The organism is Pseudomonas syringae group sp. 243L2 (genome assembly GCF_032587875.1).
Taxonomy (GTDB): Bacteria; Pseudomonadota; Gammaproteobacteria; order Pseudomonadales; family Pseudomonadaceae; genus Aquipseudomonas; species Aquipseudomonas amygdali.
Map to the genome: position 1 here is coordinate 169,677 of NZ_JAWHPL010000002.1, position 25,922 is coordinate 195,598.

Below are 25,922 nucleotides of genomic sequence, written 5' to 3' on the forward strand. Positions count from 1 at the left end.
ACTTTTGATTTCAGTTGTTCGATGGTAATCGAACTATGGCAATCAACGGAAGCCTTGATATCATCCGCACCATGCGAACCTTCCAACACCCTGATCCAGAAGACCTCACCCTCGAGCGCGTGCTCTACGCCTTGAGCGACCCGGTGCGCATGGAAATTGTGCGCTACCTTGCGGGTGTCGCCGAAGCCACTTGCGGTGAGCTGGACGGTGGCCGGCCGAAATCCAGCATGTCCCACCACTTTCGCGTTTTACGGGATGCAGGGCTCGTGCAGACGCGAAACATCGGCACCACGCACATGAATTCGTTACGCACGCAGGTGCTGGAGAGCCGGTTTCCCGGGTTGTTGGGGAGTGTTCTGGCGCAGCGGTAAAGCAGCAAGGCGTCATTCCTGAGCACACCTGTGCTGCCACTTCATTGCATGAATGCGAAAACGCCCGGTATCAGTCAATTGCCTGATACCGGGCGTTTCTTTGCTGCTGCGAATCTATTTACCGACTCGCTTGTCAGGCTGCCTTACAGCTGAAATTTCCCCACTTCCATCTGCAGACTGGTGGCCAGGTTTTTCAGCCCGCCGCTGGTCTTGAGCAGTTCCTGAACCGACATGTTGTTCTGTTCGGCCATTTGCGCAGAACGCTCGACGTTGCGTGCCACATCCTGGCTGGCTACGGTTTGCTCACGCAGTGCAAAGGATATCTGGTCGACCACTTGCAGAACCTTGCCCGAACTGTCGCGAATCTCGATGATGGCCTGACCGGCCGTGCCAGCCATCTCCACACCCTGATTCACTTCCTGAACACCGCTGCGCATGCTCTCGACCGTTTCGCGTACGCCTGCCTGAATTTTCTCGATCATTCCGGCAATTTCCTTGGTGGACTTGCCAGTGTTCTGTGCAAGCAGGCGTACTTCATCGGCAACCACGGCGAAGCCGCGACCTTGCTCACCGGCACGAGCCGCTTCGATAGCCGCGTTGAGCGCCAGCAGGTTGGTCTGGTCGGCGATGCCTTGAATCACGCTGATGATCGATGAAATGTGCTCGGAGTGCTGACCCAGGCCTGCGACCTGTGTTGACGACAGCTGCACGGTCTTGGCAATGCCGTTCATGCTGGACAGCGTATTTTCGATGACCTGCGCACCATCCTTTGACTGCTGACCCGAACGACTGGCGAGTTGATGCGCCTCATCGGCATTTTCGGAAACGTGGTGGATGCTGACGGTCAGCTCTTCAATGGTAGCCGCCATCATCGACGCAGACGTCGACTGTTCCTGAATTGCACCGGAAAGTTGCTCGGAAGCACCGGAGATCTGTTGCACGGCAAGTACCAACTGATTGGCTGCCTGGCTTATCTGTTGAATCATCTCACGCAGGCGGTTTTGCATACGATCAAACGCTTTCGGCAGTTCGTCGTGGCTGCTGGTGTCGATCACTGTGTCCAGCTTGCCATTGGCAATTGCCGTTGCAGCATCGATGGCCAGTTGCAGACGTGCTGTGGTGCTGCGCCCCAATGCGGTAGCCAGGATAGCCGAGAGCAGCGCTGCCGCAAGTCCGCCACACATCAGAATCATGATAGCGAAATGCTTGGCGTCCAACATATTCTGGGTTCTTTCCACCAGAAGCTTGTTCTCGGTGGCGCTGATTTCAGCCAATAAAGCACGCATGCTGTCCATCTTGGCCTTATCGGCACCGGAGGTAATGCGATTGTCCAGCTCGTCATCGGACATGTTGCGAGCGGTCAGGTCGCGGCGCAGGGCGATGATCGGATGGATATCTTCATCGAGCCAGCGCTTCTGAGTTTCACCCAGCGAGGCCAGACGACGCTGTTGTTCCGGGTTATCGGCGGTCAGGCGCTTGAGCGAATCGAGCTCTTCGGTGAAACGCTTTTCACCTGCTAACAGCGGCTCCAGAAAGGCATCTTTCGAGGCGATAACAAAGCCTCGCATACCCGTTTCGATATTGATTAGTTGCTCAAGAGCCAGTTGTGCATCACTGAGTACCTGATAGGTATGGACGTTGCTGTTAGTAGCGTCCTCAACCTGCTCGAAGCCTCTGTAGGCACTGAACACCAGCACGGCGATTAGAACGACTATAGCAACGAAACTGAAGTACAGCTTTTGCGAGATGCTGAGCTTGCTGAACATGATGTTAATCCTTAGCCGTGCCTGTCCGTGGCAGGGTGATGAGCTATCTAGTCGACAGAGGTGGTGGAACTATTCTGCGCGAGTGATGTCGTTTCGACATCTGTGTTGTCGCCCGTGCTTTCCGTAACTTTAGGGTCCGGCTTTAAACACACTGCATAAATGGCATGCTGTTTTAGTCAAACTAATGATAAGGCTGAAGAAAATAATTTAAATGACGACCAGCATGTAAATTTTTCGCACATGAATTCGCTAAAATATTGACGTTGGAAAAACGTTATTATTTTCTATATAAGTTTGGACATGCGCGGTGCAATGACTCTTTTGCGCCTTGTTGAGCGGAGACTATCGGTGAGTCACGTGCACCCTTAGTTGGGAAAAGTCATACTAATCGCTCAACATACGACCCGCCGCAGCGCTTCCTTCCATTCCAGATACAAACCCTGCAGATTCCTGCCGGGAACGGGGTCAAAGCGTTCGCGCTGTCTTTCCAGCGCTTGCAGGTCGGCGGCGTTATTCCAGAGGCCGAGGGCTTTGCCCGCCAGGTGCGCGGCACCCAGCGCCGATACCTCCGGCGACAGGCTGCGGATCACCGGGCGTTGCAACAGATCTGCCAGAAACTGCATGAGCCAGCGATTGCGGGTTGCCCCACCATCCACCCAAAGCTCTTTGAGCGGCGTGCCGATGTCAGCCTGCATCGCATCGAATACATCGCGAATCTGATAACCGATGGACTCCAGCGCAGCGCGCATGATGTGGGCGCCGGAAGCCCCTTCGGTCAAGCCGCAGATCAGCCCGCGGGCGTCAGCCTGCCAGTGTGGCGCGCCCAGTCCGGACAGCGCCGGTACAAAGTAGACACCGCCATTGTCGGCCAATTGCGTGGCCTGTTCGCTCAGGGCATCTATGGATTCTCCGGCCACCAGTCGCGCGGCCCATTGCACCGCTGCGCCGGTGTGTACGATGTTGCCCTCCATTGCATAAGTCGACGCTACGCCATCATGCCAGGCCATTGTCGTCGACAGCCCATGGCTGGAGGCGATGGGCCCGACCATTGGCGTCATCAGCGAAGAGCCGGTGCCCAGGGTCGCCTTGACCAGTCCGGGGGCAAAACCGCCCTGCCCGTAGAGTGCAGCATGCGAATCGCCGATCATCGACAGAATCGGAATACCCGCGTCCAGCCCGCCGACCGCCACGGTATGAGCAAACAGGCCGGCACTGGGCTGAATGCTGGCCAGTGCAGCAGCAGGGATTGAGAACAGCTCGAGCAATTGCGGATCCCAGCAGCGAGTATGCAGGTTGAACAGCTGGGTACGTGCCGCGTTGGAGCAATCGGTCGCGAAAGCTTGCCCTGCGCTGAGCTTCCAGAGCAACCAGCTGTCGATGGTCCCCAGGCAGATTTCCCCTGCTGCTGCGCGAGCGTGACCATTGTCCAGGTGATCGAGAATCCAGCGCATTTTGCCAGCGGAAAACATCGGGTCGAGGGCCAGCCCGGTTTTGCTCAGAATCATGGCTTCATGGCCTTGGGCATGCAGCTCGGTGCACAGCGGCAACGAACGACGGCATTGCCAACTGATGCAAGGCGACAAGGGTGCCCCGCTGGCCCGGTCCCACGCCACCACCGACTCGCGCTGGTTGCTGATGGCCAGTGCGCTGATCGGGCGCTGCAGACCAGTCATGCAATCTGCAATCGCCTCGAGCGTGGCTTGCCAGATCAGCAATGGGTCCTGCTCCGAATAACCGGCCTGCGGGTGGCTGATGCTCAAGGGCCGTGAACCACGTGCGACGACTTGCCCCTGTTCGTTGACCAGCACGGCCTTGGCATTGCTGGTGCCTTCATCGATGGCCAGAATCAGCGGAGAGTTTTCATTCATGGTCTGGTTACTCGACATGCAGAAATGCCCCTAACGCAAACGTGCAGCGGCCGCGACAATGCCGTCCACATCAATGCCGTGCAAGGCACGCGTGGGTTCACGGGCACCGGCTGCTGCGTAATCACCATCGCCAATGCCCAGGCGAATCAGGGTGATGCCCAGCGCGTTCTCGGCGAGCAATTCGGCCACCAGGCTGCCGAGCCCGCCATTGATGTTATGTTCTTCGACAGTAATCACCCCGCGACTGCCGCTCAAGGCGTTGAGCAGCACATCACGTTGCAGTGGACGAATCGAAGAAAGGTTGATGACCTGCGCGTCGAGCCCCTGCTCCGCCAGCCGCGCCGCGGCGTCTACCGCCTCATGCACCACCGAACCCAGTGCGACGATGGTCAGGTCTGAACCACGGCGCAGAATATCGACTTTTCCGGGTACGAAGCGGTAGCTGGGGTCATGCAGTTCACGCAGCGGCTTGCCATCGAGGCGGATGTACACCGGGCCGTGATAACGCAGGGCGTAATAAATGATCTGCCGGCACTCCAGCGGGTCGGACGGCGCGAAAATCTGTACGTTGCCAAAGCCGCGCATGACCGAGATGTCGTCCAGGCAATGGTGGGTACTCGCCAGCGGCCCATAGCTGGTGCCCGCATTGAGCCCGAACATTTTCACATTGGCCTGGTTGTAGCAGACATCAACCTTGACCTGCTCGCAGGCCCTGGAAATCAGGAACGGCGCAGCGTTGCAGGTGGCAGCGATCTTGCCCCCCAGCGCCAGGCCCGCCGCCACACTGACCAGCGACTGCTCAGCGATGCCGACATTGATTACCCGCTCCGGAAAACGCTGCATGAAGGGGGCGATCTTGGCGGTGGAAGTCGAGTCGCTGACCACTGGCACCAGGTCCAGACCTTCGTCGACGGCCGCGATAAACGCGTCCACCATCACGCTGGCAAAATGCTCACTCGACATGATTCAACTCCTCCAGTGCTGCGCTGACTTCATCACCTTTCGGCACCCGGTGGTGCCATTCGGATCGCCCTTCGATAAACGACACGCCCTTGCCTTTGATGGTGTGGGCGATCAGCACCTGAGGCGCGCCTTTGCGAAGTTGCATCTGCTCCAGAGCCGTCACCAGTTGCCCGACATCGTTGCCATCGCATTCGCTGACCGTGAAGCCAAACGCCGCCCATTTCTCATCCAGCGGGTCCAGCGGCATGATCTCTGCCGTGAGGCCCGCCAGTTGCAGCTTGTTCTTGTCGACGATCACAAACAGGTTGTCCAGGCCGTACTTGGCGGCTGCCATTGCCGCCTCCCAGTTCGAGCCTTCCGCCAGTTCGCCGTCGCCGGTCAGCACGTAGATTCGTTTGGTGCTCCCGGACATTTTCGCCGCCAGCGCCAGGCCTACCGCAACCGGCAGACCGTGGCCCAACGCACCGGTATTGAGCTCGATGCCCGGCGTTTTCTGCCGCACCGGGTGGCCCGGCAGACGCGAATTGAAATGCTGATACTCGGGCAGCCACGCTTCGGGGATATAACCAGCCTGGGCCAGACAGCAATACAGACCACCGACGCCATGGCCTTTGCTCTGGATGTAGATATCGCGCGCCGGGTCTTCGATGCGCTCGGGGCTGATATCGAGAATACGGAAATACAGGGTTGCAAGAATGTCGGTTTCCGAAAGGTCGGCCCCCGTATGCCCTCCCGCAGGCGATCCGGCATTCAGGGTGATGACATTACGCCTGATCAGGCGTGCCTGTTCTTTGATCTGCTGGGCATCGTAGCGGAAGGCATTCATGGAGCGGCTCCTGCGGGGCTAGCCACGCGGTGATTCATTATTCTGAAAAGCACTTGAATATTTATTCACAGCTGAAAATATATTTATATTTAGACGCTGATCCCTCAACAGGTCAAGCAGGCGCGCACCTGAAAAATCAAAAAACGTTGATTACATTTTTTGCCGACGACATCTGAATCAGCTGCGCGAGGCTCTGTCTTGAGGCTCACAGGGACGTTTGAGGTGTATTCGCAAGGATTGAAGAAAATTAAACCGCTTGACTTTGCTCAGCCGGAGACGGAATCTGAATTAACAGTCAGGCATGCATATATATTCAGGCAGCCAGAACAAACTCCAACAACAATAAATCCGGAGACCCCCCATGGACGCCAAAGCCCCTGCTCATCAGGCTGCCGCAAAACCGTCAGGCCGGGCGTGGTTGCTCAAGCTGTTGCCTGACAACATCGGTGGGCCGTTGATTGGCCTGGCCCTGCTGCTGGTGGTCTTTTCCTTCAGCTCAGAATTCTTCTTCACCCTGCGCAACGGTCTGAACATCCTTGACCAAGTGACAGTGCTGGGCATTCTCGCCATCGGCATGACGGCGGTGATCGTCATCGGCGGCATCGACCTGTCTGTCGGTTCGGTGCTGGCGTTTTCGATGATGATGCTGGGCTGGCTGTACCAGGATCAGGGCCTGGCGCTGGGCCTGGCGATCCCGATAGCCATAGCGACCGGCATGCTCGCCGGGCTGGTGTCCGGCTTGCTGATTACCTACGCCAGACTGCCCGCCTTTATCGCCACGCTGACGATGATGTCGGTCGCCCGAGGCCTGGCAAATATTCTTACCGAAGGTCGGCAGATCGTCGGTTACCCGGAGTGGTTCACCAGCCTGGCCACCGTGCGCCATTTCGGCTTTCTGTCGGCCACAGTCGGGCTGTTTCTGGTCATGCTGGGCGTGGCCTGGGTATTCCTGCGTTTTCGGGCCGGTGGGCGCAACCTGTACGCCATTGGCGGCAGCCCTGAAGTAGCGAGGCTTTCAGGGATCAAGGTGCGAGCCATCACTTTATGGGTGTACGCCATCAGCGGCGCGCTTGCCGGCATCGCCGCTGTGACGATGGCCGCCCGCCTCGACTCCTCGCAACCCAGCGCCGGGCTTACGCTGGAACTGGACGCCATTGCCGCAGTGGTTATCGGCGGTGCCAGTCTCAGCGGCGGTGTCGGCAGCGTCGGTGGCACGCTGGTCGGTGTATTGATCATCGGCGTGCTGCGCAACGGCCTCAACCTGCTTGGCGTTTCGCCCTTCATTCAACAGGTCGTTATCGGCGTGGTCATTGCCCTCGCCGTGACCATCGATACCTTGCGTCGTCGCTCCAACAGTGCTCACTAAGCGTTGTCGTTTTGTGCTTGACCGATGTTGACATCCCCAACAATAAAATCAGGAGTCACCGCCATGTTCATGACCAAAAAACTGCTCCTCGCCACGGCCCTGGCCGCCGCCACACTCACCACAGCAGGCTCGACCTGGGCCAAAGAGCTGACCATCGGCCTGGCCGTAGCCAATCTGCAGGCTGACTTCTTCAACCAGATCAAACAGTCGGTCGAAGCCGAAGGCAAAGCCCGCGGGGTGAAGATCATTACCGTCGATGCGCAGGGCAATTCATCGACTCAGGTCAGCCAGATCGAGGACCTGATCACCCGCCAGATTGATGCGTTGATCTACATTCCCGCAGGTGCCACTGCCGCGGGCGTGCCAGTCAAGGCCGCCAAGGCTGCCGGGATTCCGGTAATCGCTGTAGACCGCAATGCGCCTGACGCGCCCGGCGACACGTTTATTGCCAGCGACAGCGTGGCCGGTGCGCGCACGCTTGCCGAATACGTAGGCAAGGTGACTGGCGGCAAAGGCCGCATCGCCATCCTTCAAGGGCAGTTGGGCACAACCCCGGAAAACGACCGGGCGAAAGGTTTCCAGGAAGGTTTGAAAGGCTTTCCCGGCCTCAAGGTCGTTGCCGAGCAGCCTGCCGAATGGGCGCAGGACAAAGGCTTTGCAGTCGCTCAGGACCTGTTGCAGCGTGACCCGAACATTAGCGTCTTTTTCGGTCGCGCTGACGCGATGGCCCTCGGTGCTGCACAGGCGGTAAAAGTCGCCAACCTCGGGCAACCGGTGGTCATAGTCGGTTTTGACGGCGACGTGGCAGGCCTCAAGGCGGTGGCAAGCGGCGTGCTGCAAGCGACCATGACCCAGCAGACGCAAAAGATGGGGCGCATGGCCGTTGCCTCCGCACTTGACCTCAAGGCTGGCAAAGCCGTGCCCAAGGAACAACTGCTGGAAACCGTGCTGACTACCAAAGACAACGTCGCGCCTTTCCTGCAACAGCACCCTTGAGCCACGGAGTCCGCCATGCAAGCTGCTCTGGATAACCCGACGCTCCACAACCCTGAGGTCACACCTGCAGCAGTGCTGTGCCTGCGTAACATTGGCAAGACTTACGGCCCGGTGCAGGTCCTTTCACAGATCAATGTCGACGTGCGGCCAGGTGAAGTGCTCGCCCTGCTCGGTGAAAACGGCGCAGGCAAATCGACCTTGTCGTCGATTATCGCGGGCCTTGTGCAGCCTGAAGCGGGAGGCTCCATGAGCTGGCTCGGCGAGGATTACGCGCCAGCCTCTCCGGGCGCGGCGCTGGGCGCTGGCATCGGCCTGATTCATCAGGAGATTCGCCTGCTGGCGCAGTTGTCGATTGCCGAAAACATCTTTGTCGGGCGGCTGCCCATGCGCCACGGCAAGGTCGACCGGGACTACATGCAAGCGCAGGCACAGAAGCAGTTGGAACGCCTCGGCCTCGACGTGTCAGCTTCGCGCAAGGTCGAGGGTTTAAGCGTCGCTGCACAGCAACTGGTCGAGATCGCCAAAGCCCTGACCCTGAACGCACGCCTGCTGATTCTCGACGAGCCCACCGCCGCTCTTGGCGGTGAAGAAACCGAGCTGCTGTTTCAACAGGTCGAGCGCCTCAAGGCTGAAGGCGTGTCGTTCATCTATATCAGCCATCGTCTGGAAGAAATCGCACGAATCGCCGACCGTATTCTGGTACTGCGCGATGGCCGCCAGATTGCGCTCCACGCCACCGCACAGGTGCCGGTCCGCGAACTGGTCGAACAAATGGTCGGGCGCAGCCTGGAACGTATCTTCCCCGTCCTGCAAGCGCCGCAGGACAGAGTGATGCTGCAGGTCAAGGACCTCGCCTGCCGGGAGTTCGCCTTGCATGGTATCGACTTCAGCGTACGCGCCGGTGAAGTGTTCGGCATCGCCGGAGTGGTTGGCGCGGGCAGAACCGAACTGATTCGGGTGATTGCGGGCGCAGCCCGGGATATTCAGGGGCACATGCAACTGGATGGCGAAACCGTTCAACTGCACTCCCCCTCGCAAGCAATTCAGGCGGGCGTGGTGCTGGTGCCTGAAGACCGCAAGCAACAAGGCGTGGTGGTCGAGCACCGTATCGAAGACAACCTGGTCTACGGCAACACCGATCTGTTGCACAGCGGCAACTGGGTATCGCCCAAAAGCCTGCACGCGTTTGCCCGAAACGCCATTTCGCGCCTCGGCGTAAAAGGCGCGCCCGAGCAGCGAATCGACAGCCTGTCCGGTGGCAATCAGCAGAAAGTCATCATCGCCAAATGGCTGGCCCGCAACCCCAAGGTGTTCATTCTCGACGAGCCGACCCGAGGCATCGACGTCGGTGCGCGGGCGGCGATCTACGAGGTGATCGCCGAGCTGGCGGCAACCGGCATGGCCGTGATCGTGGTCAGTTCCGACCTCGACGAAGTGCTGGGTTTGTCACACCGGGTCATGGTCATGAGCCGTGGCCGGCAGATGGGCATTCTTGAACGTGGCGAAGCGACACCGGTGTCAGTCATGGAAATGGCCACCGCCTGAGAGCAAACAACCTGATTACGTGGAGAACGACATGCAACTTTTTCGTCTGGATGGCCAGGTGGCCTTTGTGACCGGTGCCGGCAGCGGCATTGGCCAGGCCATTGCAGTCGGCCTTGCCGAGGCCGGCGCTGACGTGGCGTGCTTTGACTTGCCAGGCAGCGCGGGCATCGGCGACACCGTAGAACGCATCAACGCACTGGGCCGACGCGCGCTTGCCCTGCAAGGTACTGTCACAGACCGCGCGACGCTGGATGCAGCCATCGCGCGCACTGAGACTGAACTGGGCGCGCTCAGCGTGGCCGTCAACTGTGCCGGGATCGCCAACGCGCAGGCCGCCGAAGACCTGGAACTGAAACGCTGGCAAACCATGCTGGACATCAACCTCACCGGCATCTTTCTCAGTTGCCAGGCCCAGGCGGCAGTCATGCTGCCACGCGGAAAAGGCGCCATCGTCAACATCGCCTCGATGTCCGGCAGTATCGTCAATCGTGGGTTGCTGCAAGCCCACTACAACGCCTCGAAAGCGGGCGTCATTCACCTCAGCAAAAGCCTGGCGATGGAATGGGCAGACAAGGGTTTACGGGTCAACTGCATCAGCCCCGGCTACACCGCCACGCCCATGAATTCAAGACCGGAAGTGGCCGAGCAAGTGAAGATATTCGAACAGACCACGCCCATGGGACGCATGGCCAGCGTGGACGAGATGGTCGGCCCGGCGGTCTTTCTGGTCAGTCAGGCTTCATCGTTCTGTACCGGCGTCGACCTGCTGGTGGACGGCGGCTTTGTCTGCTGGTGAGCCCGCCCTGCCCATCACTGGAGCACACTCATGTATCAACGTTTTAGCGGTAAAACCGTGGTTATCACCGGCGCATGCCGAGGCATCGGCGCAGGCATTGCCGAGCGCTTCGCTCAGGAAGGTGCCAATCTGGTGCTCGCCTCCAACGACCTTGAGCGAGTGACGTTCACCTCTGAACAACTGACCAGCGAATACTCGGTCAACAGCCTGGCGCTGGGTATCGACGTTACCGATGAGGCCGACATACAGCGCCTCTACCAGACCGCCCACGAGCGCTTCGGCAGCATCGATGTGTCGGTGCAAAACGCCGGCATCATCACCATCGACCATTGCGAAAAAATGCCCCGCGCAGACTTCGACAAGGTCCTGCAGGTCAATACAACCGGCGTCTGGCTCGGCTGCCGGGAAGCCGCCCGCTACATGGTCAGACAAGGCAGCGGGCGGTTGATCAACACATCCTCAGGCCAGGGCCGTCAGGGCTTCATCTACACTCCACATTACGCCGCGAGCAAAATGGGCGTGATCGGCATCACCCAAAGCCTGGCGCTGGAACTGGCGCGGCACAACATCACGGTGAACGCCTTCTGCCCAGGCATCATCGAAAGCGAAATGTGGGACTACAACGACCGCGTGTGGGGCGAAATCCTCGGCACCGAAGAAAAGCGCTATGCCAAGGGCGAACTGATGGCCGAGTGGGTCCGCAACATCCCCATGCGTCGCGCCGGCAAACCCTCGGACGTCGCCGGGCTGGTCGCATTCCTGGCCTCGGATGACGCCGCCTACCTGACCGGTCAGGCGATCAATATCGACGGCGGGCTGATTATGTCCTGACCGCTGTGGCAGGCACGACCCGCTGCCAGTTTGGTATCCTCGCCGCCACTTTGGATATCGCTATCATTTTTTGGGGCCTGCATGAGCCAGATCGAAGAACAACGGCTGATGAGCAAGATCGCCAGCCTCTATTATGAAGAAGGACTCAAACAGTCCGAGATTTCCACCCGCCTCGACCTGTCCCAATCCTTCATCAGCCGCGCCCTGCGCCGTGCGTTGCAGGAAGGCGTGGTGAAAATCACCGTCATGCGCCCGCAAGGCCTGCATCTGGAGCTGGAAAGCCGCTTGCAGTCCCTGTACGGCATACGTCAGGTAATCGTCGTCGAAGCCACCGAACCGGACAACGAAGAAAGCATCAAACAAGCCATCGGCTCGGCCGCCGCGCATTACCTGGAAACCAGCCTTAGCGCTCAGGACCACATCGGCATCTCCTCCTGGAGCAGCACTATCCGCGCGATGGTCAGCCACATGCACCCCCAACCGGGCAAACAAAGTGCCCAGGAAGTCGTGCAACTGCTGGGTGGCGTCGGCAACAAAGGTGCCTTTGAAGCCACCCTGCTTACCCAGCACCTGGCCACCCTCCTCAACTGTCCCGCCTTCTTGCTGCCGTCGCAGAGCATCGAGCAATCGGTAGAAAGCAAACAGCGCATCGTCGAAATGGAAGAAGTCAAAGAAGTCCTCCAGCGCTTCGACAGCATCACCCTCGCAATCGTGGGTATTGGCGAACTCGAACCCTCACAACTGCTGCGCAACAGCGGCAACTACTACACCGAAGACATGCTGCGCGTGCTCGCTGAACGGGGTGCGGTGGGTGATATCTGCCTGCGGTATTTTGATGCCCAGGGCAAACCGGTGCTGGAAGAGGATGAAGAGTTTGTGGTGTCGATGGGCTTGCCGAAGCTGCGGTCGATCAATCGCGTGCTGGGGTTGGCTGGGGGGGTGAGGAAGGTGCAGGCGATCAGAGGAGCGTTGTTGGGGGGGTATCTGGATGTATTGATTACGGATTTGGTGACTGCGCGGGGGTTGGCGGGTTGAGCCAAAATCCCCCCCTTCTCCTGCATATTATTGTAGGGCTACACGTGTTAGCCCTACACACATCCTGCGGAGCAGTAATAGGCAGACCTTTAAACATCTTTTTCCCTGGCCTGCGTCTTGGGTTCTGTATGAAAAGTCGGCGCCAGCCTCACACTCCGCGCTGCACCGCCAACACTTCCGGCCGATGAGAAAACAGTTGTAGAAACGCCCCGCCCAGCGCGCAGCCCGCCATCACGAAAAAGCACACTGTATAGCCACTGAGGCTGGTCCAGCCGCCGCCCATGGAAATCAGTGTGCCCATGAGTACTGGTGCAATACCGCCGCCGATGAACATCGCCGTGGTGATGATGCCGTTGGCGGTCGACGTTGCAGAGGGTTGTGCAGAGTCGGACGCAACCGCGTAGTAGATGGGCCAGACGGCATTGGCGACCAGGCCGAAAAGCAGTTGCACGGCGATGACGATCAGGATGGTGTTGGCGAAGTAAAAGGCACCAACGCTGACCGCCATCCATAGGCCGCAAATGATCAGGGTTATGCGCCGACCAATGATGTCCGACAACGACGGCCAGATCAGTTGCCCGAGGATACCCGTCAGCGTGAATACGACGCTCATTCCTGCCGATTCGGCCAACGACAGGTTGAGGATGTTGTACAGATAGGCTGGCAGGACAATATTCACCCCCATGTACACCACCTGCGTGAGCATGGTGTTACCGGCTGTCAGCGCGATGTTGCGGTTACTCAGCGTGGCCTTCACTGACTTCCAGACCTGGCCTTTGACGTTGGTCGACGGCGTGCTGTCCGGCGGGGTCATGCCTTTGGCGGCAATGTCCACATACAGTTGGGTGATGCGCTCGGCCGTCGAGTAGCGCGCCCAGAAGATCATCAGCGGCAGAGCCACCACGAAGGCGAAGAAGAACACATAACGCCAGTTTTCCTCACCGAAGGTGCTGATCACGAAACTGGCGACAATGCCACTGAGCATCGCGCCGATGGGGTAACCGGTGTGGTGTGCGCCCAGAGCAAAACCGCGGCGCTCCACCGGCCACCATTCAGCCGTGTTACTGACCCCGACCGGTTCGCCCCAGCCAGCCCCCAGGTTCACTCCCACGCGCAAGGCAATAAAACTCGCAAGGCTGCCACTCAACGCCTTGAAGCCTGAGAGAAAGGACAATGCGGTGTAGCCCAGTACCAATGGCACCTGAAAGCGTGCCCGCTTCCAGCCACCGCCGTAACGATCACTCCAGATGGAGCCTGGAATATCGAGAACGGCCAGAGCCAGCATGACGACGGTGGCCACCGTACCCCACTGGTCCGCAGACAATTCGAAATGTTTGGAAATCGTCGGCCCCAGGCGCAATACAATCTCGCGGTCATAGGCATTCAGAATCCAGATCATCCAGCAGACCAACAACGACACCCACGAAAACCGGTGAATCTTGCCCAGCGATGCATTCTTGTTATTTGGCATGGGAACTCTCCAGGCGTGCCAGGCACGCCCAAGCGAGAAAGGGTCAGTCGTCCTTAACGTTCAGGTTGAGTCTGTTGACGGGTTAACTGGCAAAGCGCCGTTCAGCGATGCCTTGCACGCCCAGCCCGGTGATCGCAAACAGGGCACCGCGTTGCTGGCCATCTTCCGGAAAGCGTGGCAACGGCGGCTTGGCCATGGAGGTGACATACAGCGTGTCCAGATTCGGTCCGCCGAAGGTCAGGCTCGTCACTTTCTTCACGGGCATGTCAATGATGCGATCCACCTGCCCGTCCGGGGTGTAGCGCACCAGTTTTCCGGCGTAGACCAGCGCTTGCCACAGGCAGCCTTCGGCATCGACGGTGCAGCCATCCGCCGCGCCTCCTGCTGAGGTGTCGACCTTGGCAAAGGTTCGTCTGTTGGCGACCGCGCCGCTGGTGTTGTCGTAGTCATAGGCCCAGATATCCCCGGACCAGGTATCGGCGAAATAAAAGGTTTCACCGCCCGGGCTCCAGCAAGGGCCGTTGGACACGATAATGCCCTCATCCAGCGTGTGCAGGCTCAGGTCCGGGTCGAGGCGATACAGCTTCGCGCTGGCCTGATCCTCCCGAGTGTCCATCGAACCCACGATGAACCGGCCGTGCCGATCCACTTTGCCATCGTTGAGCCGATTGTCGGGCAGCCCCGGTTCCGGGTCGACTATCAGCTCGAGATCACCGGTAGGCAGATCAAGGTTGTAAATACCCGTCTGCAACGCAACGAGCGCCGCATCGCCACTCCTGCGCAAGGCCATGGAACCGATTTTCTGGCCGACATCCCAGGCTCGCAACTCGCGCCCGTCATCCGTGCAGCGCAGAACACGACCGTCGAAACTGTCGATCCAGTACAGACGCTGTTGCTCGACATCCCAGACCGGGCCTTCGCCCAGCGTGGTCTTCACGTCGACAACGATTTCGATACGCATTTTTCACCTCTGTCTTGTTGTTATTGAGATGACACATTTTGCGGAGACTAGAAATTAACCTTGTCATGCCCCTTCAGGTCGAGCATTTCGCGGGCTTCATCAGGCGTCGCCACCTGCCCGCCCAGCGCTTCGATAACTGTGCGAATACGCTTGACCTGATCGGCATTGGACGCCGCCAGCTTGCCCGGTCCGTCCCACAGCGAATCTTCAAGACCGACCCGCACATGACTGCCCATCGACAGGCCCATGGTGCCCAGCGGAATCTGATTGCGACCGGCACCCAGAATCGACCATTGATAGGCGTCGCCAAACAGACGGTCGGCCGTACGACGCATGTGCGCCAGGTCTTCGGGATGCCCGCCTATACCTCCGCGCAAACCAAACACCGACTGAATGAAAATCGGCGCCTTGAGCAGCCCGCGCTGCAGAAAATGCGCGGCGGTATACAGGTGGCCGATGTCATAGCATTCGATTTCAAAGCGCGTGCGGTTCTCGGCACAGGTATTGAGGATGTGCGCGATGTCGCGGAAGGTGTTGCGGAAGATCCGGTCATCACTCTCGGCCAGGTACGGCCGTTCCCAGTCGTGCTTGAATTCGCTGTAGCGATCGAGCATTTCGTACAGCCCGAAGTTCATTGAGCCCATGTTCAACGAGGCGAGTTCCGGCTTGAGTTGCGCCACAGGCTGCAAACGCTCTTCCACGCCCATGGTCGGCGCGCCGCCGGTGGTGATATTGATCACCACGTTGCTCCTGGCCTTGATGTGCGGCAGAAATTGCCGAAACAGATCGACATCCTGGCTGGGCCGCCCGTCAACCGGGTCGCGGGCATGCAAGTGGACGATTGAGGCACCCGCCTCGGCGGCATCCACGGCTGCATCGGCGATTTCCTGCGGTGTGATCGGTAAATGAGGCGACATCGAGGGCGTATGAATGGCCCCCGTGACGGCACAGGTAATAATGATCGGACGTTTCTTGGGCATGAGCATTCTCCGTTCTTGTTCTTAAAGAGAAAGTCTGGTGTGGAACACGACTCGGACGCTGTCCGGTCCTGTCGAGCCTGATACTCAGAGGTATTCGACGTTGCCATCCACACTGATGGCCTGACCCGTGACATTGCGTGCGGCGGGCGAGCACAAGAAAAGCGCCATCGCGGCAACGTCCTCGGCGGTGACCATGCGCTTGAGCGAAATCTTTTTCAGGTACTCCTCGCGCATCTCCTCCTCAGGCACATTCATCTGTTGAGCACGGGCACGAATCACACCGTCCATACGCGGGCCTTCGACGATGCCGGGCAGCAAGGCATTGACGCGGATGTCGCTCTCACCCAACTCGGACGCCAGAGATTTCATCAGGCCGACAATCGCCCACTTGGTCGCCGCGTACGGTGTACGCCAGGCGTATCCCAGACGACCGGCGACAGACGCGATATGGATCAGATGAGCGTTGGGCGACGCCTTGAGCAGCGGCACCGCGTGATGAGCAAAACGGTATTGCCCAGTGAGATTGATGTCGATGGTGCGCTGCCACTCCTCTTCGGTAATCGCATCAATGCCTGCCGTAGGGCCGGCGATCCCGGCGTTGTTGATTAGCACATCAAGACCGCCGAACTGTTCGCGCTGCACCCTGAACACCGCTTCGATCTGCACCGGGTCAGCAACGTCTGCGCGGGTGGCAACGCAGCCTGGATGGCGATCAAGGAATGCCGCAATGGCCGCCTCGCTGACATCACACACATGCACCTTTGCCCCGGCTTCCATATAAGCCGCCGCCAACACTTCACCGATCCCGGCGGCACCACCGGAAATCAGCACGCGCAGCCCTGCGTAGGGAACCAGTCGATTGAGAACACTCATGCTTTTTTCAATCCCGAGACACGCGACCTGGAGCGGTCGCTCTTTGCGATCAGGCGCGTCAGAGAATCAGCCGCCTGCATGATGTCGTCGGTGACCGCTGCACGAGCGGCCGCCCCATCACGCGCCGCCAGTGCCTCGACGATACGGTTGTGTGCTTCCATCGAACGCTGAAGGTGCGCCCTGTCAGGCGCGACAAGTGTGAAACAGGGGCCTATGTGCAGCCAGAAGTTCTCTACTGCCGCAACGATCAACTCAGCCTTGGCGACCGCATAAATGCGGCGGTGAAAGGCAAAGTTGGTCCACAGGTAGAGAGCCACATCAACACTGTCTGCTGCCTTCTGCATCTGCTCGCAGAGCTGGCTGATGTCTGCAAGATCGGCGTCATTGATCAGAATGACCGCCTTCTCGGCCAACAGACCTTCCAGCGCGACCCTAGCATCACGAATTTCACGCAGCCGCTCCGGGGTCATCATGGGTACGCGCAGACGAGCGGTTTCGGTGACTTCGAAGGCGTTCTCTGCACTGAGACGATTCAATGCCTCGCGCACAGGCATAGGGCTGGAGCCCAGCGCCTCGGCAAGACCACGGATGGTCAGCTTCTGACCCGGCTGAAAGCGCCCGCTCATCAGCGCTTCACGGATTTGTCGGTAAACCTGGTCCTGGAGAGTATCGCGGGAAACCTGGCGCATGGCGGGCAGGAGGATCGGACGGTCTGTCATAGGGAGTGACTCATATTGGCGTTCTTATGGGGCTAATATGTGATCACAAATAACATATGTCAAATTGTTTTCAGAGGGGTACAACAATGCTTTGAAGAGCAGTTTTTTCGGTGGCTGTCGACAAAGCGCTCGCTGCCGATTTCTTGCTGCCTGCGCTTCGTAAATGCGCTGATCGTTGCAGGCGTGTCTAAAGCCATCATGACTTGGGTGCAAAGCAGTGCTGTAAAGCCGACAGTGGTAGCCTGTATTTCGGCACACTGAAACGGTTAAGGGGTGCAGTTATAGCAGTTATAAAAAAACGATGTGAGGAAGGTGGTCTCGTATAGATATACCTGGCCAGCGGACCAGAAATCCCTCCCCCATCAAGGACTTGATCGAGACAAGATCGTCAGAGAGCAAGGGGACGACTTTCTCAGCTTCCTCTCCAGCATTGGCAATACCCCAGACTAAGCACTGCAGGCCGAACGTCCGATCAAGACCAAGCTTCACCTTGAGAAAAGCCTCAGGTTTTTCAAAGTGATACAGCAGAGGATAATAATCAGTACGCAGGCCTTATTCTCAGCGGGCCTAATAGCTAGCCCGTTCTTTCAAAGCACTTGCGCCCGTCAGTTAGCGTTACTACCCACTGCGGCGAAGCTTCGGAGCGTTTCGACTTCGGAGGCCAGTTCCGCTACCGCTTTCAACAAAACCGGAATCAACTGAGCTTCTCTTACTGATTGCGTCGACTCCGGGTCTTCCGGGTCAGCCAAGCACCATGCTGCGCAATCATCTATGCCGTGCGCCAGCAATTGCGCGCGCAGCTCTTGAGCACTAATACCCAAATGGACCCGTCCACCCTCCCTCTGATACACCGCCTGTTCATAAACAGGCTCCTCCACAACCTCCATACGAGGAACCTTGGTCGTAAGCTGCATTTGACGCGTGGCATAGTCAAGAACGGTGCGGACTTCCTGGTTTTCGTTCAGTTCCTCATGAGAGCCTGCTACAAACTCTTCCTCAACCATTACCGGATTGCCACTCTCGTCCCAAACCTGCAGGACATCAAATATAGGGACTTCGGTCTGTTCCGTACGAGTCTTCTGGATCGCTTTGCCTTCAACCATCTCCAGATAATGCACAACCGTCTCGACAGTCTCTGTGGCCTGGCGCTCGACTTTGCGCGTTCCCGTCTGGACCTTCTGTACTTTGCCACCAGTTTGGGCCATCCGGTACTGGATCAATCCTTGCTCCGCAGCAGCAAAGCTACGGACGAAGTCCAGCCCCAATGTGAGCTTTTCAATTTCCGTTTTCTGACGCACGTCAGACGTTACGATTGGGCTCGTCTGAATGACAACCTGGCTGAACGGATAAGCGGTAGTGCCTAAGGCGGTGTAGTTGGCTGCGGTACTCCGAACGACTGCCGCACTGGTGGCAACTAGACCGGCATCAATCTGGGCAACCCCTTGACCCGTAGTTGATGTACCACCGATAAAAGCCAAGCGTGCATCCCACGCAGAAGAGAGACCGGATGAGCGGCCCTGAAACTGCACGACACCTGCGGCGGTGGAAGACCCAAGGTTCACTAGTGCTCCAGAGGTCGCCAGATCAAGGATGCCTCTGCGCAAAGACACTCCATCAGCGGCTATGAGCTGACCTACCGTCACACCTCGAGTATCGAGTAGAGTACCAAGCGCCCCGCCTGCAGCTCCGGAAGGGAAAACCCTGATAGCAGTACTATCGGCCTCGAACGCAGCCCCCCCGTTCTTTCCGCTGAAGCTGATACCATTTCCCCAGCCTCGAGGAGATCCACCCAGGTTCGATACAGAAATAGCAGTATCCAAAGTAAAGCCGCGCTCACCGATATTGGAAGCGATCTGGATACCCGTGTGATAATCAACACGAGTGCCGTCGCTCGCCTGGATGTCAGTGTTGACCTCCCGACCGGTAATGTTATTTACGTATTTAGCCGTGCCGTACAGCCCTACATAATCAGATCCGCCGAAATACGCACCACGCAGATCAGAGGGACTCGTCCCGCCATCTCCCGAGTTAGTCAGCACTTGACCTTGTACGCCAACATAATTTCGGTCTCCGTTGTTTTGATCTGTGGCCCCCTCAGTACCGAATCCTTGTAGCAACACCCCGTCAATAGCATGTCGCCCCCCGCGCGTCGAAGGACCACCAAAACCCATTGTCACGTTCAGGCCGTCCACTTTCGAACCGGTGGCACCGTTCAGACCATTTTGTTGCACGACGCGGTCGTTGGGAATGTACAACGAGGCGTAGTTAAACTTATTTCCATTGCCGTTGATATTTTCTCCAGGGGTATACCACCCCACTATCCAGCCGTTATCGTTAAACGACGTTCCCGGTTTTCCAACTTCAGCTCGAGTGGGCCCGGACGTTTTGTCCAGTTTCCAGCGGCTACCGTCAGCTGCGACCAATACACCCGCATCGAGATTTTCGGGAGAAATTGTGTCCAGGGGGTCTCGCCTCCAAAATCCGCCCCCTGCATGAGTAAACGCGTAACTTGCGCCTCCGCTTACGGCTCGCAGGTCTGTCAGATTTTCCAGGTAGTACGCATTGGTATCAGGCATAGATTAGTTCCTCAAGTTAGATTTTAAGTGGATGCAACGCTCATATCTCCGCTCGGTTTCTCGGGGAGTTGAATGGCGTGAAATAAGCTGGCCGACAGATGAGCTCCTCACCGGCAGCACACGGGCAATCATTATTGCCAAAGTGCCATTTCGTCAGCTGATTCAGATCGGAGCCACCCGAATACTGTATATAAACACAGTACTAATGGTAATAGGCTTTGTCAATATCGTCCGAGACAGATCGCATCTGTCCCTGAGAAACCACGGATACCAACGCGCACGCCGCGACATCATCTGGCGCAGATCACTTTTTGCTCTCTGGTCGGAACCACCGCATGGAGGCCGGCGCCTATGCATCGCAAATCACGCAGTAACCCCTTTCCTTTTTAATCGCAGGGCCCCGGTGACGGCATGGCGCGGGGGCAACCATGTCCGCATTAGTGAAACAGACTGACCATTCGCCTGCCGTTTCAGAAGAAATGCTCGTTCAGACGTCGAGCGGCAGCCGCTACCTACCGAATCGACTAAATAAAAAGCATGGCATTGAGTTCATGCAATACGACCCCGGCCAAATCTAAAGCGGTCAGCGATAGATCCGGTAGCCGATGCGCGCAACATGTGTCACATCAATCAATTTCGAGATGAGGGATCTGGCGCAGGCAAGTAGTCAGGGTCATGGGTGTATGGGTGTCAGCCACATCGCCTGATTGCAAGATACGAAAAGGTGGTAGGCGAGCGCATCACGGCCTAACCCCAGCCTCGCCTATTACGCTGAATGCTACGAACCGTGAGGTCAGGACGCTTTGAAAGCCTTCAGATCCATCTTGGCTTTAACCATGAGGTCTGGAGTCATAGGCCTCCCCTGATTATCTAAAAGCACTGGGGTGCATGCACAGCGACAGCGCACACGGTTATCCCCCTCTGCCCACCAATCAAGCATCTCCTGCCCGGTGAAGAGCTCACCATGCCTTTCAACATGATGTTCTCTGCTGGTGGGTGTCAGAGCCGACAGGTGCATGAATTTCACGGGTATGCGGAGACGCTCTGAATCAGAGATATCGTTCTGTAGCTTGCGAATCCGCATTTCATGGAGTTCTGAATCAGAAATTCTACCGACCAAGATTGCGCTCCTCGTTAAGACCCTCATCAAGTTAATAGACCACTTAATCAACTCACGCCACCCTTCGGAATTCGATATGAGTCAGCGCCACCAGATATTGGTAGGCGACTGCATCGATATAATGCGTACGCTGCCAGATGAAAGCGTGCATGCACCGGATGAACGACTTTGCTTGGAAAAAGGCAACGGTGCGCGCGGCGAAACTTTGGCAGGAGGAAAACTTTCGCCCCGCTCTCCCAGGCTATCTGTCCATCAGGATTCACGACTTGAGGCACCTTCGGTAGTCGCGGGCGTCACGGAGGAAGATCGAAAGGCATTGCTGGGGCACAAGAACGACAGCATCACCAGCCCTTAATCGGGCGCTGAACTAGGGCATCTGATTGAAGCCGCGAACATGGTGTCAGCCACCGACTCACGCGGACCGGTTCTGACGATTTTGAAGAGGAGGCAGGCATGAAAAAAGAGTCACGCAAAAGTCACGCACATGAAAAAGCCCAACCTTCTCAGATTGGGCTAAATCACTGAAAAATATGGTCGGGACGGAGTGATTCGAACACTCGCCCCCTAGCACCCCATGCTGAGGACCATAAAACTCTAAGTCATTGAAATAGAAATATTGCTGTTTGAATGTGAGCTGCGTATTACTTACGCTTTGATGACCGTTCGTTAGCGTTGCGATAGGTGTAGACCTATCGCAACGCAATCCATTTGATCATCAGGCAGGGAAGTGATGCATCAGGCCTTTATGACGGGCCAGTCAGCTGATTCAATCGCAGACATGACCTCTTCCGAATACGAATCCGCATCGCTCAGCGGCCTCTGCAGCAGCCTCCATGGCTGCACGCTGATCAGCTGCACTCTGTGAACTACCAGCTTCTGCTGAGGCCGAGGTCGAGCCCGATTCCGAGTCCGCGAATGCGTTGCCAGCCAAGGCTGCCAGCGGAAAAAAGGCAATGCAGATAGCGCGATCGAGCAGTTTGATTTTTTTCATCTTGGGCACCTTATCGGTTGTGAACGGCGCTTAAGTGTTTGCCGTACAGAAGGGTTGAGGGCGTCCATAGCGGTTTTGCATTCCTCTCGGCATGTGTGGGCCTTGCAAGGCATTCGGTTCCGAAAAAATTCAGCCCACAACGCCGCTCAGCGTAAGGCTTTGCGGATAGGCCGAGATGACTAGGCCTTTAGCTGGAGCTTTAGGTGCGCAAGGTAATTCGCAGCTTGTGTTTTTTCCTTCGTACCTGGAGGTCCGTCAGACCCCATCAGCGCCGCATCAGCCTTTATAAAAGCGGCTTCCACATCGACTCTGAAAGGGTGCCCCTTTAGAAACGCCATCAACAGTTGTTCGACAGCATCTATCTGCGCCTGATTATCCATATTCACTCCTTGATCCGGCTCCATGCCGGTCACCCGTAATACCGCATCCCTAACCAATTTGCCACCACCGGACACGGAGGGCGGCGCATGCCTGGAGAAACGCCATGGAAAACAAGCCCACCGAGGCGCAAGTAGGCCTGCTCTGGCACACGCTTGGTCTGCGCCCTGATTGTCGCGACAGCCGACAACCATATCGAAACCGTTTCCTTGCCGGTCCTGACCACGACGACATGCCGGATTTGGAGGCCCTGGAGACCCTGGGGCTGATGGGAAGTCGCAAGCCCCCGGCGTTTTGCGATCAGAGCGAAATTCTCTATTTCGCGACCAAAGAGGGCGAGCGATTCGCTATTGCCGAAATGCCGCCTGCGCCACCTGCACCTAAGCGCACGAATTTTGACGCCTACCTGGATGAGAGCGAGTGCTATGACAGCTTTGCCCACTTCTTGGGCATAAGGATGCCTCGATATCAAGAGCGCGGCGAACGCAGCAACCGCGAATACCGCATGGTTCGCTACAGTCGCAACATAAACCGGTTTCATAGCGCCGAGTACTTGCTGCTTTGCGAACCAGTCGAGGTAGCCGGTGAGTGGTGCCTGGACAAGAAGGAAGCGAAAGCCAGTTACAAGGCCGCACTTAAGGCGGCCCCTCGCCGACGCCGACGAGAGTACGACGAAGGTTTTCGAATCGCCCCACCCTCACCTATTGCGCTGAACAGATAGTCATCTCTGCGGAGAAGGCACTGGGTTTATTCGGTCTTCTTTAGGGATATTCCAAGCACCCCCGTTGCGATTGCCCCTAGTAACGCACTTACAGTCGACTCAGCAATTATCTTTTCCATGCCCATGATAAATATTGCAGCCACCAAGATAAAAAGCGCGAACGTCTTTAGAAGAACATCTGGCGGCATTATGTATTTCACTTCTCCAGTAGTGACCCTATTCATGAAAATCAGGAAGACAGCATCTATTTGCGCCTGATTAGCCATATTCACTCCTCGATCCGGCTCCATGCCGGTCATGATCTATAGCTCACCCCCAACCTATTTGCCACCACCGGACACGGAGGGCGGCGCATGCATGGAGGAACGCCATGAGCCAGTTTTACCTGCAGTACAGCCGAAGCCATGTTGGCGACGGATTGACGTTCTGGGCGCTGGGCGGCGGTTACACGACCAACCTGGATAAAGCCGAGCTATTCACACTGGAACAGGCCAAAGGGAATAGAGACACAGATATCCCGTGGCCGAAAGCCTATATTGACGAGCGCACGCATCTCGGCGTCGATCATCAGTACATCAGCAAGACCGACCCGGCAGCACAGCCGACTGAGGGATGCCAGTGCGTTTTGCAGATCCAGCAGCAATGGAACGGCAACGACATTTTCTTTGCCAAGTGGCCCATCGGCGGCACTGACCGACTTAAGCGCGCGCACAGGCTGACCCTCGAAGCGGTCACCGCTATCGGCGACGACGAGCTGATCATCTGGCCGCTGGATTACATCGTCACGCGCGCCAGGCGTTTGGTGCATCGGCAAGATGTGGACCTGAAACAAGCTCTGCGCGGCACCGGCATCGCGCCACCGAAGCCGCGACGCATCAGCAAACAGGTATTCAACTGTCAGGGCTGCGGACGCTTCATTGCAGTCAGTGAATGCTACTTGTCCGATTGCCAAAATTGCGGTGCGGACAACCACCCTTAACACCCTCCCTCACCTATTGCGCTGAACGATTGATCACCATGATCAATATCCAGACCCGCAATAAGCTTTCAATCAAGTTTGATATGGAATCAGCGATTTCAAATGCCAAAGATAGATGTTCCATTTGAGGATCCTCTTTTAATGAAGACCTCAAGCTAGAGAAACATAGGCGCATCGAGCTACAAGGTAATGCGTTTGCGGCTAGATCCGCAATTCGGCTTTTGTGGATAACCTCTCACTGCTCCCCCACCTCAACGACTCACGCCACCCTTCGGAATCGATTATGAGCCAGCTACACCAGATACTGTTAGGCGACTGCATCGACGTGATGCGCACGCTGCCAGATGAAAGCGTGCATACGTGCGTGACCAGCCCGCCCTACTACGGTCTGCGTGACTATGGCGTGGAAGGCCAGATCGGCCTTGAAGAAACACCTGCCGAGTTCATAGCCCGCCTGGTCGACGTGTTCCGCGAGGTGCGACGGGTGCTCCGCGCTGACGGCACGATCTGGGTGAACATGGGCGACAGCTATGCCACTGGCGGGCGTGGCGGGGGCGGAAGCTACATGGCAGAGCGTGGTGACGCAGCATGGAAGGGAAAAGGTAGCGCAACGGGCTGGCGATCAGCACCCGCTGGCTTTAAACACAAGGACTTGATGGGCATGCCCTGGCGCCTGGCCTTCGCGCTGCAGGACGACGGCTGGTATCTCCGGCAGGACATCATCTGGCACAAGCCAAACCCCATGCCTGAGTCTACGCGCGACCGCTGCACTAAAGCTCACGAATATCTGTTCCTGCTCAGCAAGTCGCGGCGGTACTTCTACGACCAGGACGCCATAAAGGAACCGGTGGCAGCCAGCTCTATCGCGCGCCTATCTCAGAACGTTGACGATCAAGCGGGAAGTGATCGAGTGCCAGGCAAAACAAATGGGCCGATGAAAGCAGTGCGCAGCAGGCGGGACAGCTTCAAGCGGGAAGATTCGAAGCGGGAGCAGGCAATTCCAGGCCAAGCATTCGGAACTCATCGACCTGATCGGGATGACAGCGATTACCCATTGGACGTGCGAAATAAGCGCTCCGTCTGGTCAGTGCCAACGGTGGGTTATAAGGGAGCCCACTTCGCAACCTTCCCGCCCGACCTGATAAGGCCATGCATTCTGGCCAGCGCACCGCGCGGCGGCGTGGTGCTGGACCCATTCGGCGGTGCCGGTACAACGTCGCTGGTTTCGATGCAGGAAGGTCGCCGGTCGATCATCTGCGAACTGAACCCAGGGTATGCGGCCCTGGCTCGCGCTCGTATTGACTCGGCGTGGCTGGATGGCGCTGCGCAGATGGACGTATTTCGCGACTCAGTACCGGCAGCTTAGTAAAAAATCCTGTCGGCATAACCCCAAATAGCCGTGCCAATCACCATTTCTAAAAAGGCTATTTTCCGCATGATGCTGAATGCCGACTGGAATCTGCTAATTAGCGGATTTGTGAGGCGGGGCACACCTTCTGAAAGAACATGCTCAGCAAGTAGAGCCAACATCGTCACAAGCGCTCCCGACCTCATAACCCAAGCAGGGATCGTTTCGTCCGGTAACTTCCAGAACCCGTAGTGGGAAATGATCGGAACAATCACAGCCAGCATCATAAGAAAGCCAGCGCAAGTCAGTCGATTCCATACTTCTTTGGTCGTTGCTGCGTCTTTCCCTTCCGGCTCGAAATAAGACATTTACCAAATCACCCAAATAAATTTCGCACGCAATATACCGGCGAGGTGCCCCTGTGCCCACAAATAGAATCAGG

The 25,922-nt window shown here is 57.4% G+C and carries 25 protein-coding genes and 1 pseudogene; 11 read left to right on the forward strand and 15 right to left on the reverse strand.

What is annotated here, in order from left to right; all coding sequences use genetic code 11:
• Positions 1–35 precede the first annotated feature (35 nt).
• A complete protein-coding gene (locus RYB66_RS00830) occupies positions 36–371 on the forward strand; it encodes an ArsR/SmtB family transcription factor (RefSeq protein WP_005753663.1) in 336 nt (111 codons plus the stop codon).
• 143 nt (positions 372–514) lie between these two features.
• Here RYB66_RS00830 and RYB66_RS00835 read toward each other — a convergent pair whose 3' ends face one another.
• The 4 genes from RYB66_RS00835 to RYB66_RS00850 form a co-directional block, all read right to left on the reverse strand.
• Positions 515–2,137: a methyl-accepting chemotaxis protein gene (locus tag RYB66_RS00835; protein ID WP_122358955.1), complete on the reverse strand. Its 1,623-nt coding sequence runs from the start codon at positions 2,135–2,137 to the stop codon at positions 515–517.
• Between the two features lie 392 nt (positions 2,138–2,529).
• A complete protein-coding gene (locus RYB66_RS00840; protein WP_029241005.1) occupies positions 2,530–4,005 on the reverse strand; it encodes an FGGY family carbohydrate kinase in 1,476 nt (491 codons plus the stop codon).
• Between the two features lie 30 nt (positions 4,006–4,035).
• A complete protein-coding gene (locus tag RYB66_RS00845) occupies positions 4,036–4,968 on the reverse strand; it encodes a transketolase family protein (protein WP_016981999.1) in 933 nt (310 codons plus the stop codon).
• Positions 4,958–5,794, reverse strand: a complete 837-nt coding sequence (locus RYB66_RS00850) for a transketolase (protein ID WP_005753658.1) — start codon at positions 5,792–5,794, stop codon at positions 4,958–4,960. The genes RYB66_RS00845 and RYB66_RS00850 overlap by 11 nt, the downstream gene beginning before the upstream one ends.
• A 361-nt stretch (positions 5,795–6,155) precedes the next feature.
• On the opposite strand from RYB66_RS00850, the gene RYB66_RS00855 reads away from it, so the two are divergent.
• From RYB66_RS00855 to RYB66_RS00880, 6 genes are all read left to right on the forward strand, one after another.
• Positions 6,156–7,160 carry an ABC transporter permease gene (locus RYB66_RS00855; RefSeq protein ID WP_016981998.1) on the forward strand — a complete coding sequence of 335 codons (1,005 nt, stop codon included), beginning with the start codon at positions 6,156–6,158 and terminating at the stop codon, positions 7,158–7,160.
• Positions 7,161–7,223: 63 nt separating this feature from the next.
• Complete coding sequence (locus RYB66_RS00860; RefSeq protein WP_005779773.1) at positions 7,224–8,156, forward strand: sugar ABC transporter substrate-binding protein; 933 nt, start codon at positions 7,224–7,226, stop codon at positions 8,154–8,156.
• A gap of 15 nt (positions 8,157–8,171) precedes the next feature.
• Positions 8,172–9,701, forward strand: coding sequence for a sugar ABC transporter ATP-binding protein (locus RYB66_RS00865; RefSeq protein ID WP_016981997.1), 1,530 nt, complete (start codon positions 8,172–8,174; stop codon positions 9,699–9,701).
• 31 nt (positions 9,702–9,732) lie between these two features.
• A complete protein-coding gene (locus RYB66_RS00870; RefSeq protein ID WP_016981996.1) occupies positions 9,733–10,497 on the forward strand; it encodes an SDR family oxidoreductase in 765 nt (254 codons plus the stop codon).
• Positions 10,498–10,527: 30 nt separating this feature from the next.
• Positions 10,528–11,328, forward strand: a complete 801-nt coding sequence (locus RYB66_RS00875) for an SDR family oxidoreductase (protein ID WP_016981995.1) — start codon at positions 10,528–10,530, stop codon at positions 11,326–11,328.
• Positions 11,329–11,409: 81 nt separating this feature from the next.
• Positions 11,410–12,363 carry a sugar-binding transcriptional regulator gene (locus RYB66_RS00880; protein WP_044294616.1) on the forward strand — a complete coding sequence of 318 codons (954 nt, stop codon included), beginning with the start codon at positions 11,410–11,412 and terminating at the stop codon, positions 12,361–12,363.
• 148 nt (positions 12,364–12,511) lie between these two features.
• Here the strand turns inward: RYB66_RS00880 and RYB66_RS00885 are convergent, their stop codons facing one another.
• The 7 genes from RYB66_RS00885 to RYB66_RS00915 all read right to left on the reverse strand — a co-directional run bounded on the left by RYB66_RS00885 (position 12,512) and on the right by RYB66_RS00915 (position 21,027).
• The gene (locus tag RYB66_RS00885; RefSeq protein ID WP_016981994.1) at positions 12,512–13,834 is read right to left on the reverse strand and encodes an MFS transporter; all 1,323 of its coding nucleotides are present in this window, start codon (positions 13,832–13,834) and stop codon (positions 12,512–12,514) included.
• A gap of 82 nt (positions 13,835–13,916) precedes the next feature.
• A complete protein-coding gene (locus tag RYB66_RS00890) occupies positions 13,917–14,795 on the reverse strand; it encodes an SMP-30/gluconolactonase/LRE family protein (RefSeq protein WP_016981993.1) in 879 nt (292 codons plus the stop codon).
• Between the two features lie 47 nt (positions 14,796–14,842).
• Positions 14,843–15,775: a 3-keto-5-aminohexanoate cleavage protein gene (locus tag RYB66_RS00895; RefSeq protein WP_029241004.1), complete on the reverse strand. Its 933-nt coding sequence runs from the start codon at positions 15,773–15,775 to the stop codon at positions 14,843–14,845.
• Positions 15,776–15,859: 84 nt separating this feature from the next.
• Positions 15,860–16,648: an SDR family oxidoreductase gene (locus RYB66_RS00900; RefSeq protein WP_016981991.1), complete on the reverse strand. Its 789-nt coding sequence runs from the start codon at positions 16,646–16,648 to the stop codon at positions 15,860–15,862.
• Complete coding sequence (locus RYB66_RS00905; protein ID WP_016981990.1) at positions 16,645–17,367, reverse strand: GntR family transcriptional regulator; 723 nt, start codon at positions 17,365–17,367, stop codon at positions 16,645–16,647. Before RYB66_RS00905 ends, RYB66_RS00900 begins: the two co-directional genes overlap by 4 nt.
• Before the next feature lie 605 nt (positions 17,368–17,972).
• A complete protein-coding gene (locus RYB66_RS00910; RefSeq protein ID WP_010200527.1) occupies positions 17,973–19,943 on the reverse strand; it encodes a hypothetical protein in 1,971 nt (656 codons plus the stop codon).
• Between the two features lie 793 nt (positions 19,944–20,736).
• Positions 20,737–21,027: a hypothetical protein gene (locus RYB66_RS00915; RefSeq protein ID WP_316893549.1), complete on the reverse strand. Its 291-nt coding sequence runs from the start codon at positions 21,025–21,027 to the stop codon at positions 20,737–20,739.
• A gap of 185 nt (positions 21,028–21,212) precedes the next feature.
• Between RYB66_RS00915 and RYB66_RS00920 the strand changes: the two are divergent.
• Positions 21,213–21,520, forward strand: a pseudogene (locus tag RYB66_RS00920) (site-specific integrase); the annotation flags it as partial.
• A 309-nt stretch (positions 21,521–21,829) separates the two neighbouring features.
• On the opposite strand, the gene RYB66_RS00925 reads toward RYB66_RS00920, so the two are convergent.
• Positions 21,830–22,054: a hypothetical protein gene (locus RYB66_RS00925; protein WP_005779785.1), complete on the reverse strand. Its 225-nt coding sequence runs from the start codon at positions 22,052–22,054 to the stop codon at positions 21,830–21,832.
• A 179-nt stretch (positions 22,055–22,233) separates the two neighbouring features.
• On the reverse strand, positions 22,234–22,434 hold the full coding sequence (locus RYB66_RS00930) for a hypothetical protein (RefSeq protein ID WP_016981988.1): 201 nt from the start codon (positions 22,432–22,434) through the stop codon (positions 22,234–22,236).
• Positions 22,435–22,538: 104 nt separating this feature from the next.
• Between RYB66_RS00930 and RYB66_RS00935 the strand changes: the two genes are divergently transcribed.
• Positions 22,539–23,153 carry a hypothetical protein gene (locus RYB66_RS00935; protein ID WP_005779787.1) on the forward strand — a complete coding sequence of 205 codons (615 nt, stop codon included), beginning with the start codon at positions 22,539–22,541 and terminating at the stop codon, positions 23,151–23,153.
• A 26-nt stretch (positions 23,154–23,179) separates the two neighbouring features.
• Here RYB66_RS00935 and RYB66_RS00940 read toward each other — a convergent pair whose 3' ends face one another.
• Positions 23,180–23,452 (reverse strand): hypothetical protein, encoded by a 273-nt coding sequence (locus RYB66_RS00940; RefSeq protein WP_232829586.1) that lies wholly within the window; start codon positions 23,450–23,452, stop codon positions 23,180–23,182.
• A gap of 71 nt (positions 23,453–23,523) precedes the next feature.
• Between RYB66_RS00940 and RYB66_RS00945 the strand changes: the two genes are divergently transcribed.
• Both RYB66_RS00945 and RYB66_RS00950 read left to right on the forward strand, forming a co-directional pair.
• The gene (locus tag RYB66_RS00945) at positions 23,524–24,132 is read left to right on the forward strand and encodes a hypothetical protein (RefSeq protein ID WP_005745890.1); all 609 of its coding nucleotides are present in this window, start codon (positions 23,524–23,526) and stop codon (positions 24,130–24,132) included.
• Between the two features lie 283 nt (positions 24,133–24,415).
• A complete protein-coding gene (locus tag RYB66_RS00950; protein ID WP_005779789.1) occupies positions 24,416–25,498 on the forward strand; it encodes a DNA-methyltransferase in 1,083 nt (360 codons plus the stop codon).
• Here RYB66_RS00950 and RYB66_RS00955 read toward each other — a convergent pair.
• The gene (locus tag RYB66_RS00955) at positions 25,495–25,848 is read right to left on the reverse strand and encodes a hypothetical protein (protein ID WP_005779791.1); all 354 of its coding nucleotides are present in this window, start codon (positions 25,846–25,848) and stop codon (positions 25,495–25,497) included. The genes RYB66_RS00950 and RYB66_RS00955 overlap by 4 nt on opposite strands.
• Positions 25,849–25,922: the final 74 nt, after the last annotated feature.

What these genes read in the sequence shown, in the direction of transcription:
- RYB66_RS00830 (WP_005753663.1), top strand. Translation starts at nt 36, where the DNA reads ATGGCAATCAACGGAAGCCTTGATATCATCCGCACCATGCGAACCTTC.
- RYB66_RS00835 (WP_122358955.1), bottom strand. Translation starts at nt 2,137, where the DNA reads ATGTTCAGCAAGCTCAGCATCTCGCAAAAGCTGTACTTCAGTTTCGTT.
- RYB66_RS00840 (WP_029241005.1), bottom strand. Translation starts at nt 4,005, where the DNA reads ATGAATGAAAACTCTCCGCTGATTCTGGCCATCGATGAAGGCACCAGC.
- RYB66_RS00845 (WP_016981999.1), bottom strand. Translation starts at nt 4,968, where the DNA reads ATGTCGAGTGAGCATTTTGCCAGCGTGATGGTGGACGCGTTTATCGCG.
- RYB66_RS00850 (WP_005753658.1), bottom strand. Translation starts at nt 5,794, where the DNA reads ATGAATGCCTTCCGCTACGATGCCCAGCAGATCAAAGAACAGGCACGC.
- RYB66_RS00855 (WP_016981998.1), top strand. Translation starts at nt 6,156, where the DNA reads ATGGACGCCAAAGCCCCTGCTCATCAGGCTGCCGCAAAACCGTCAGGC.
- RYB66_RS00860 (WP_005779773.1), top strand. Translation starts at nt 7,224, where the DNA reads ATGTTCATGACCAAAAAACTGCTCCTCGCCACGGCCCTGGCCGCCGCC.
- RYB66_RS00865 (WP_016981997.1), top strand. Translation starts at nt 8,172, where the DNA reads ATGCAAGCTGCTCTGGATAACCCGACGCTCCACAACCCTGAGGTCACA.
- RYB66_RS00870 (WP_016981996.1), top strand. Translation starts at nt 9,733, where the DNA reads ATGCAACTTTTTCGTCTGGATGGCCAGGTGGCCTTTGTGACCGGTGCC.
- RYB66_RS00875 (WP_016981995.1), top strand. Translation starts at nt 10,528, where the DNA reads ATGTATCAACGTTTTAGCGGTAAAACCGTGGTTATCACCGGCGCATGC.
- RYB66_RS00880 (WP_044294616.1), top strand. Translation starts at nt 11,410, where the DNA reads ATGAGCCAGATCGAAGAACAACGGCTGATGAGCAAGATCGCCAGCCTC.
- RYB66_RS00885 (WP_016981994.1), bottom strand. Translation starts at nt 13,834, where the DNA reads ATGCCAAATAACAAGAATGCATCGCTGGGCAAGATTCACCGGTTTTCG.
- RYB66_RS00890 (WP_016981993.1), bottom strand. Translation starts at nt 14,795, where the DNA reads ATGCGTATCGAAATCGTTGTCGACGTGAAGACCACGCTGGGCGAAGGC.
- RYB66_RS00895 (WP_029241004.1), bottom strand. Translation starts at nt 15,775, where the DNA reads ATGCCCAAGAAACGTCCGATCATTATTACCTGTGCCGTCACGGGGGCC.
- RYB66_RS00900 (WP_016981991.1), bottom strand. Translation starts at nt 16,648, where the DNA reads ATGAGTGTTCTCAATCGACTGGTTCCCTACGCAGGGCTGCGCGTGCTG.
- RYB66_RS00905 (WP_016981990.1), bottom strand. Translation starts at nt 17,367, where the DNA reads ATGACAGACCGTCCGATCCTCCTGCCCGCCATGCGCCAGGTTTCCCGC.
- RYB66_RS00910 (WP_010200527.1), bottom strand. Translation starts at nt 19,943, where the DNA reads ATGCCTGATACCAATGCGTACTACCTGGAAAATCTGACAGACCTGCGA.
- RYB66_RS00915 (WP_316893549.1), bottom strand. Translation starts at nt 21,027, where the DNA reads ATGCGGATTCGCAAGCTACAGAACGATATCTCTGATTCAGAGCGTCTC.
- RYB66_RS00925 (WP_005779785.1), bottom strand. Translation starts at nt 22,054, where the DNA reads ATGAAAAAAATCAAACTGCTCGATCGCGCTATCTGCATTGCCTTTTTT.
- RYB66_RS00930 (WP_016981988.1), bottom strand. Translation starts at nt 22,434, where the DNA reads ATGGATAATCAGGCGCAGATAGATGCTGTCGAACAACTGTTGATGGCG.
- RYB66_RS00935 (WP_005779787.1), top strand. Translation starts at nt 22,539, where the DNA reads ATGGAAAACAAGCCCACCGAGGCGCAAGTAGGCCTGCTCTGGCACACG.
- RYB66_RS00940 (WP_232829586.1), bottom strand. Translation starts at nt 23,452, where the DNA reads ATGACCGGCATGGAGCCGGATCGAGGAGTGAATATGGCTAATCAGGCG.
- RYB66_RS00945 (WP_005745890.1), top strand. Translation starts at nt 23,524, where the DNA reads ATGAGCCAGTTTTACCTGCAGTACAGCCGAAGCCATGTTGGCGACGGA.
- RYB66_RS00950 (WP_005779789.1), top strand. Translation starts at nt 24,416, where the DNA reads ATGAGCCAGCTACACCAGATACTGTTAGGCGACTGCATCGACGTGATG.
- RYB66_RS00955 (WP_005779791.1), bottom strand. Translation starts at nt 25,848, where the DNA reads ATGTCTTATTTCGAGCCGGAAGGGAAAGACGCAGCAACGACCAAAGAA.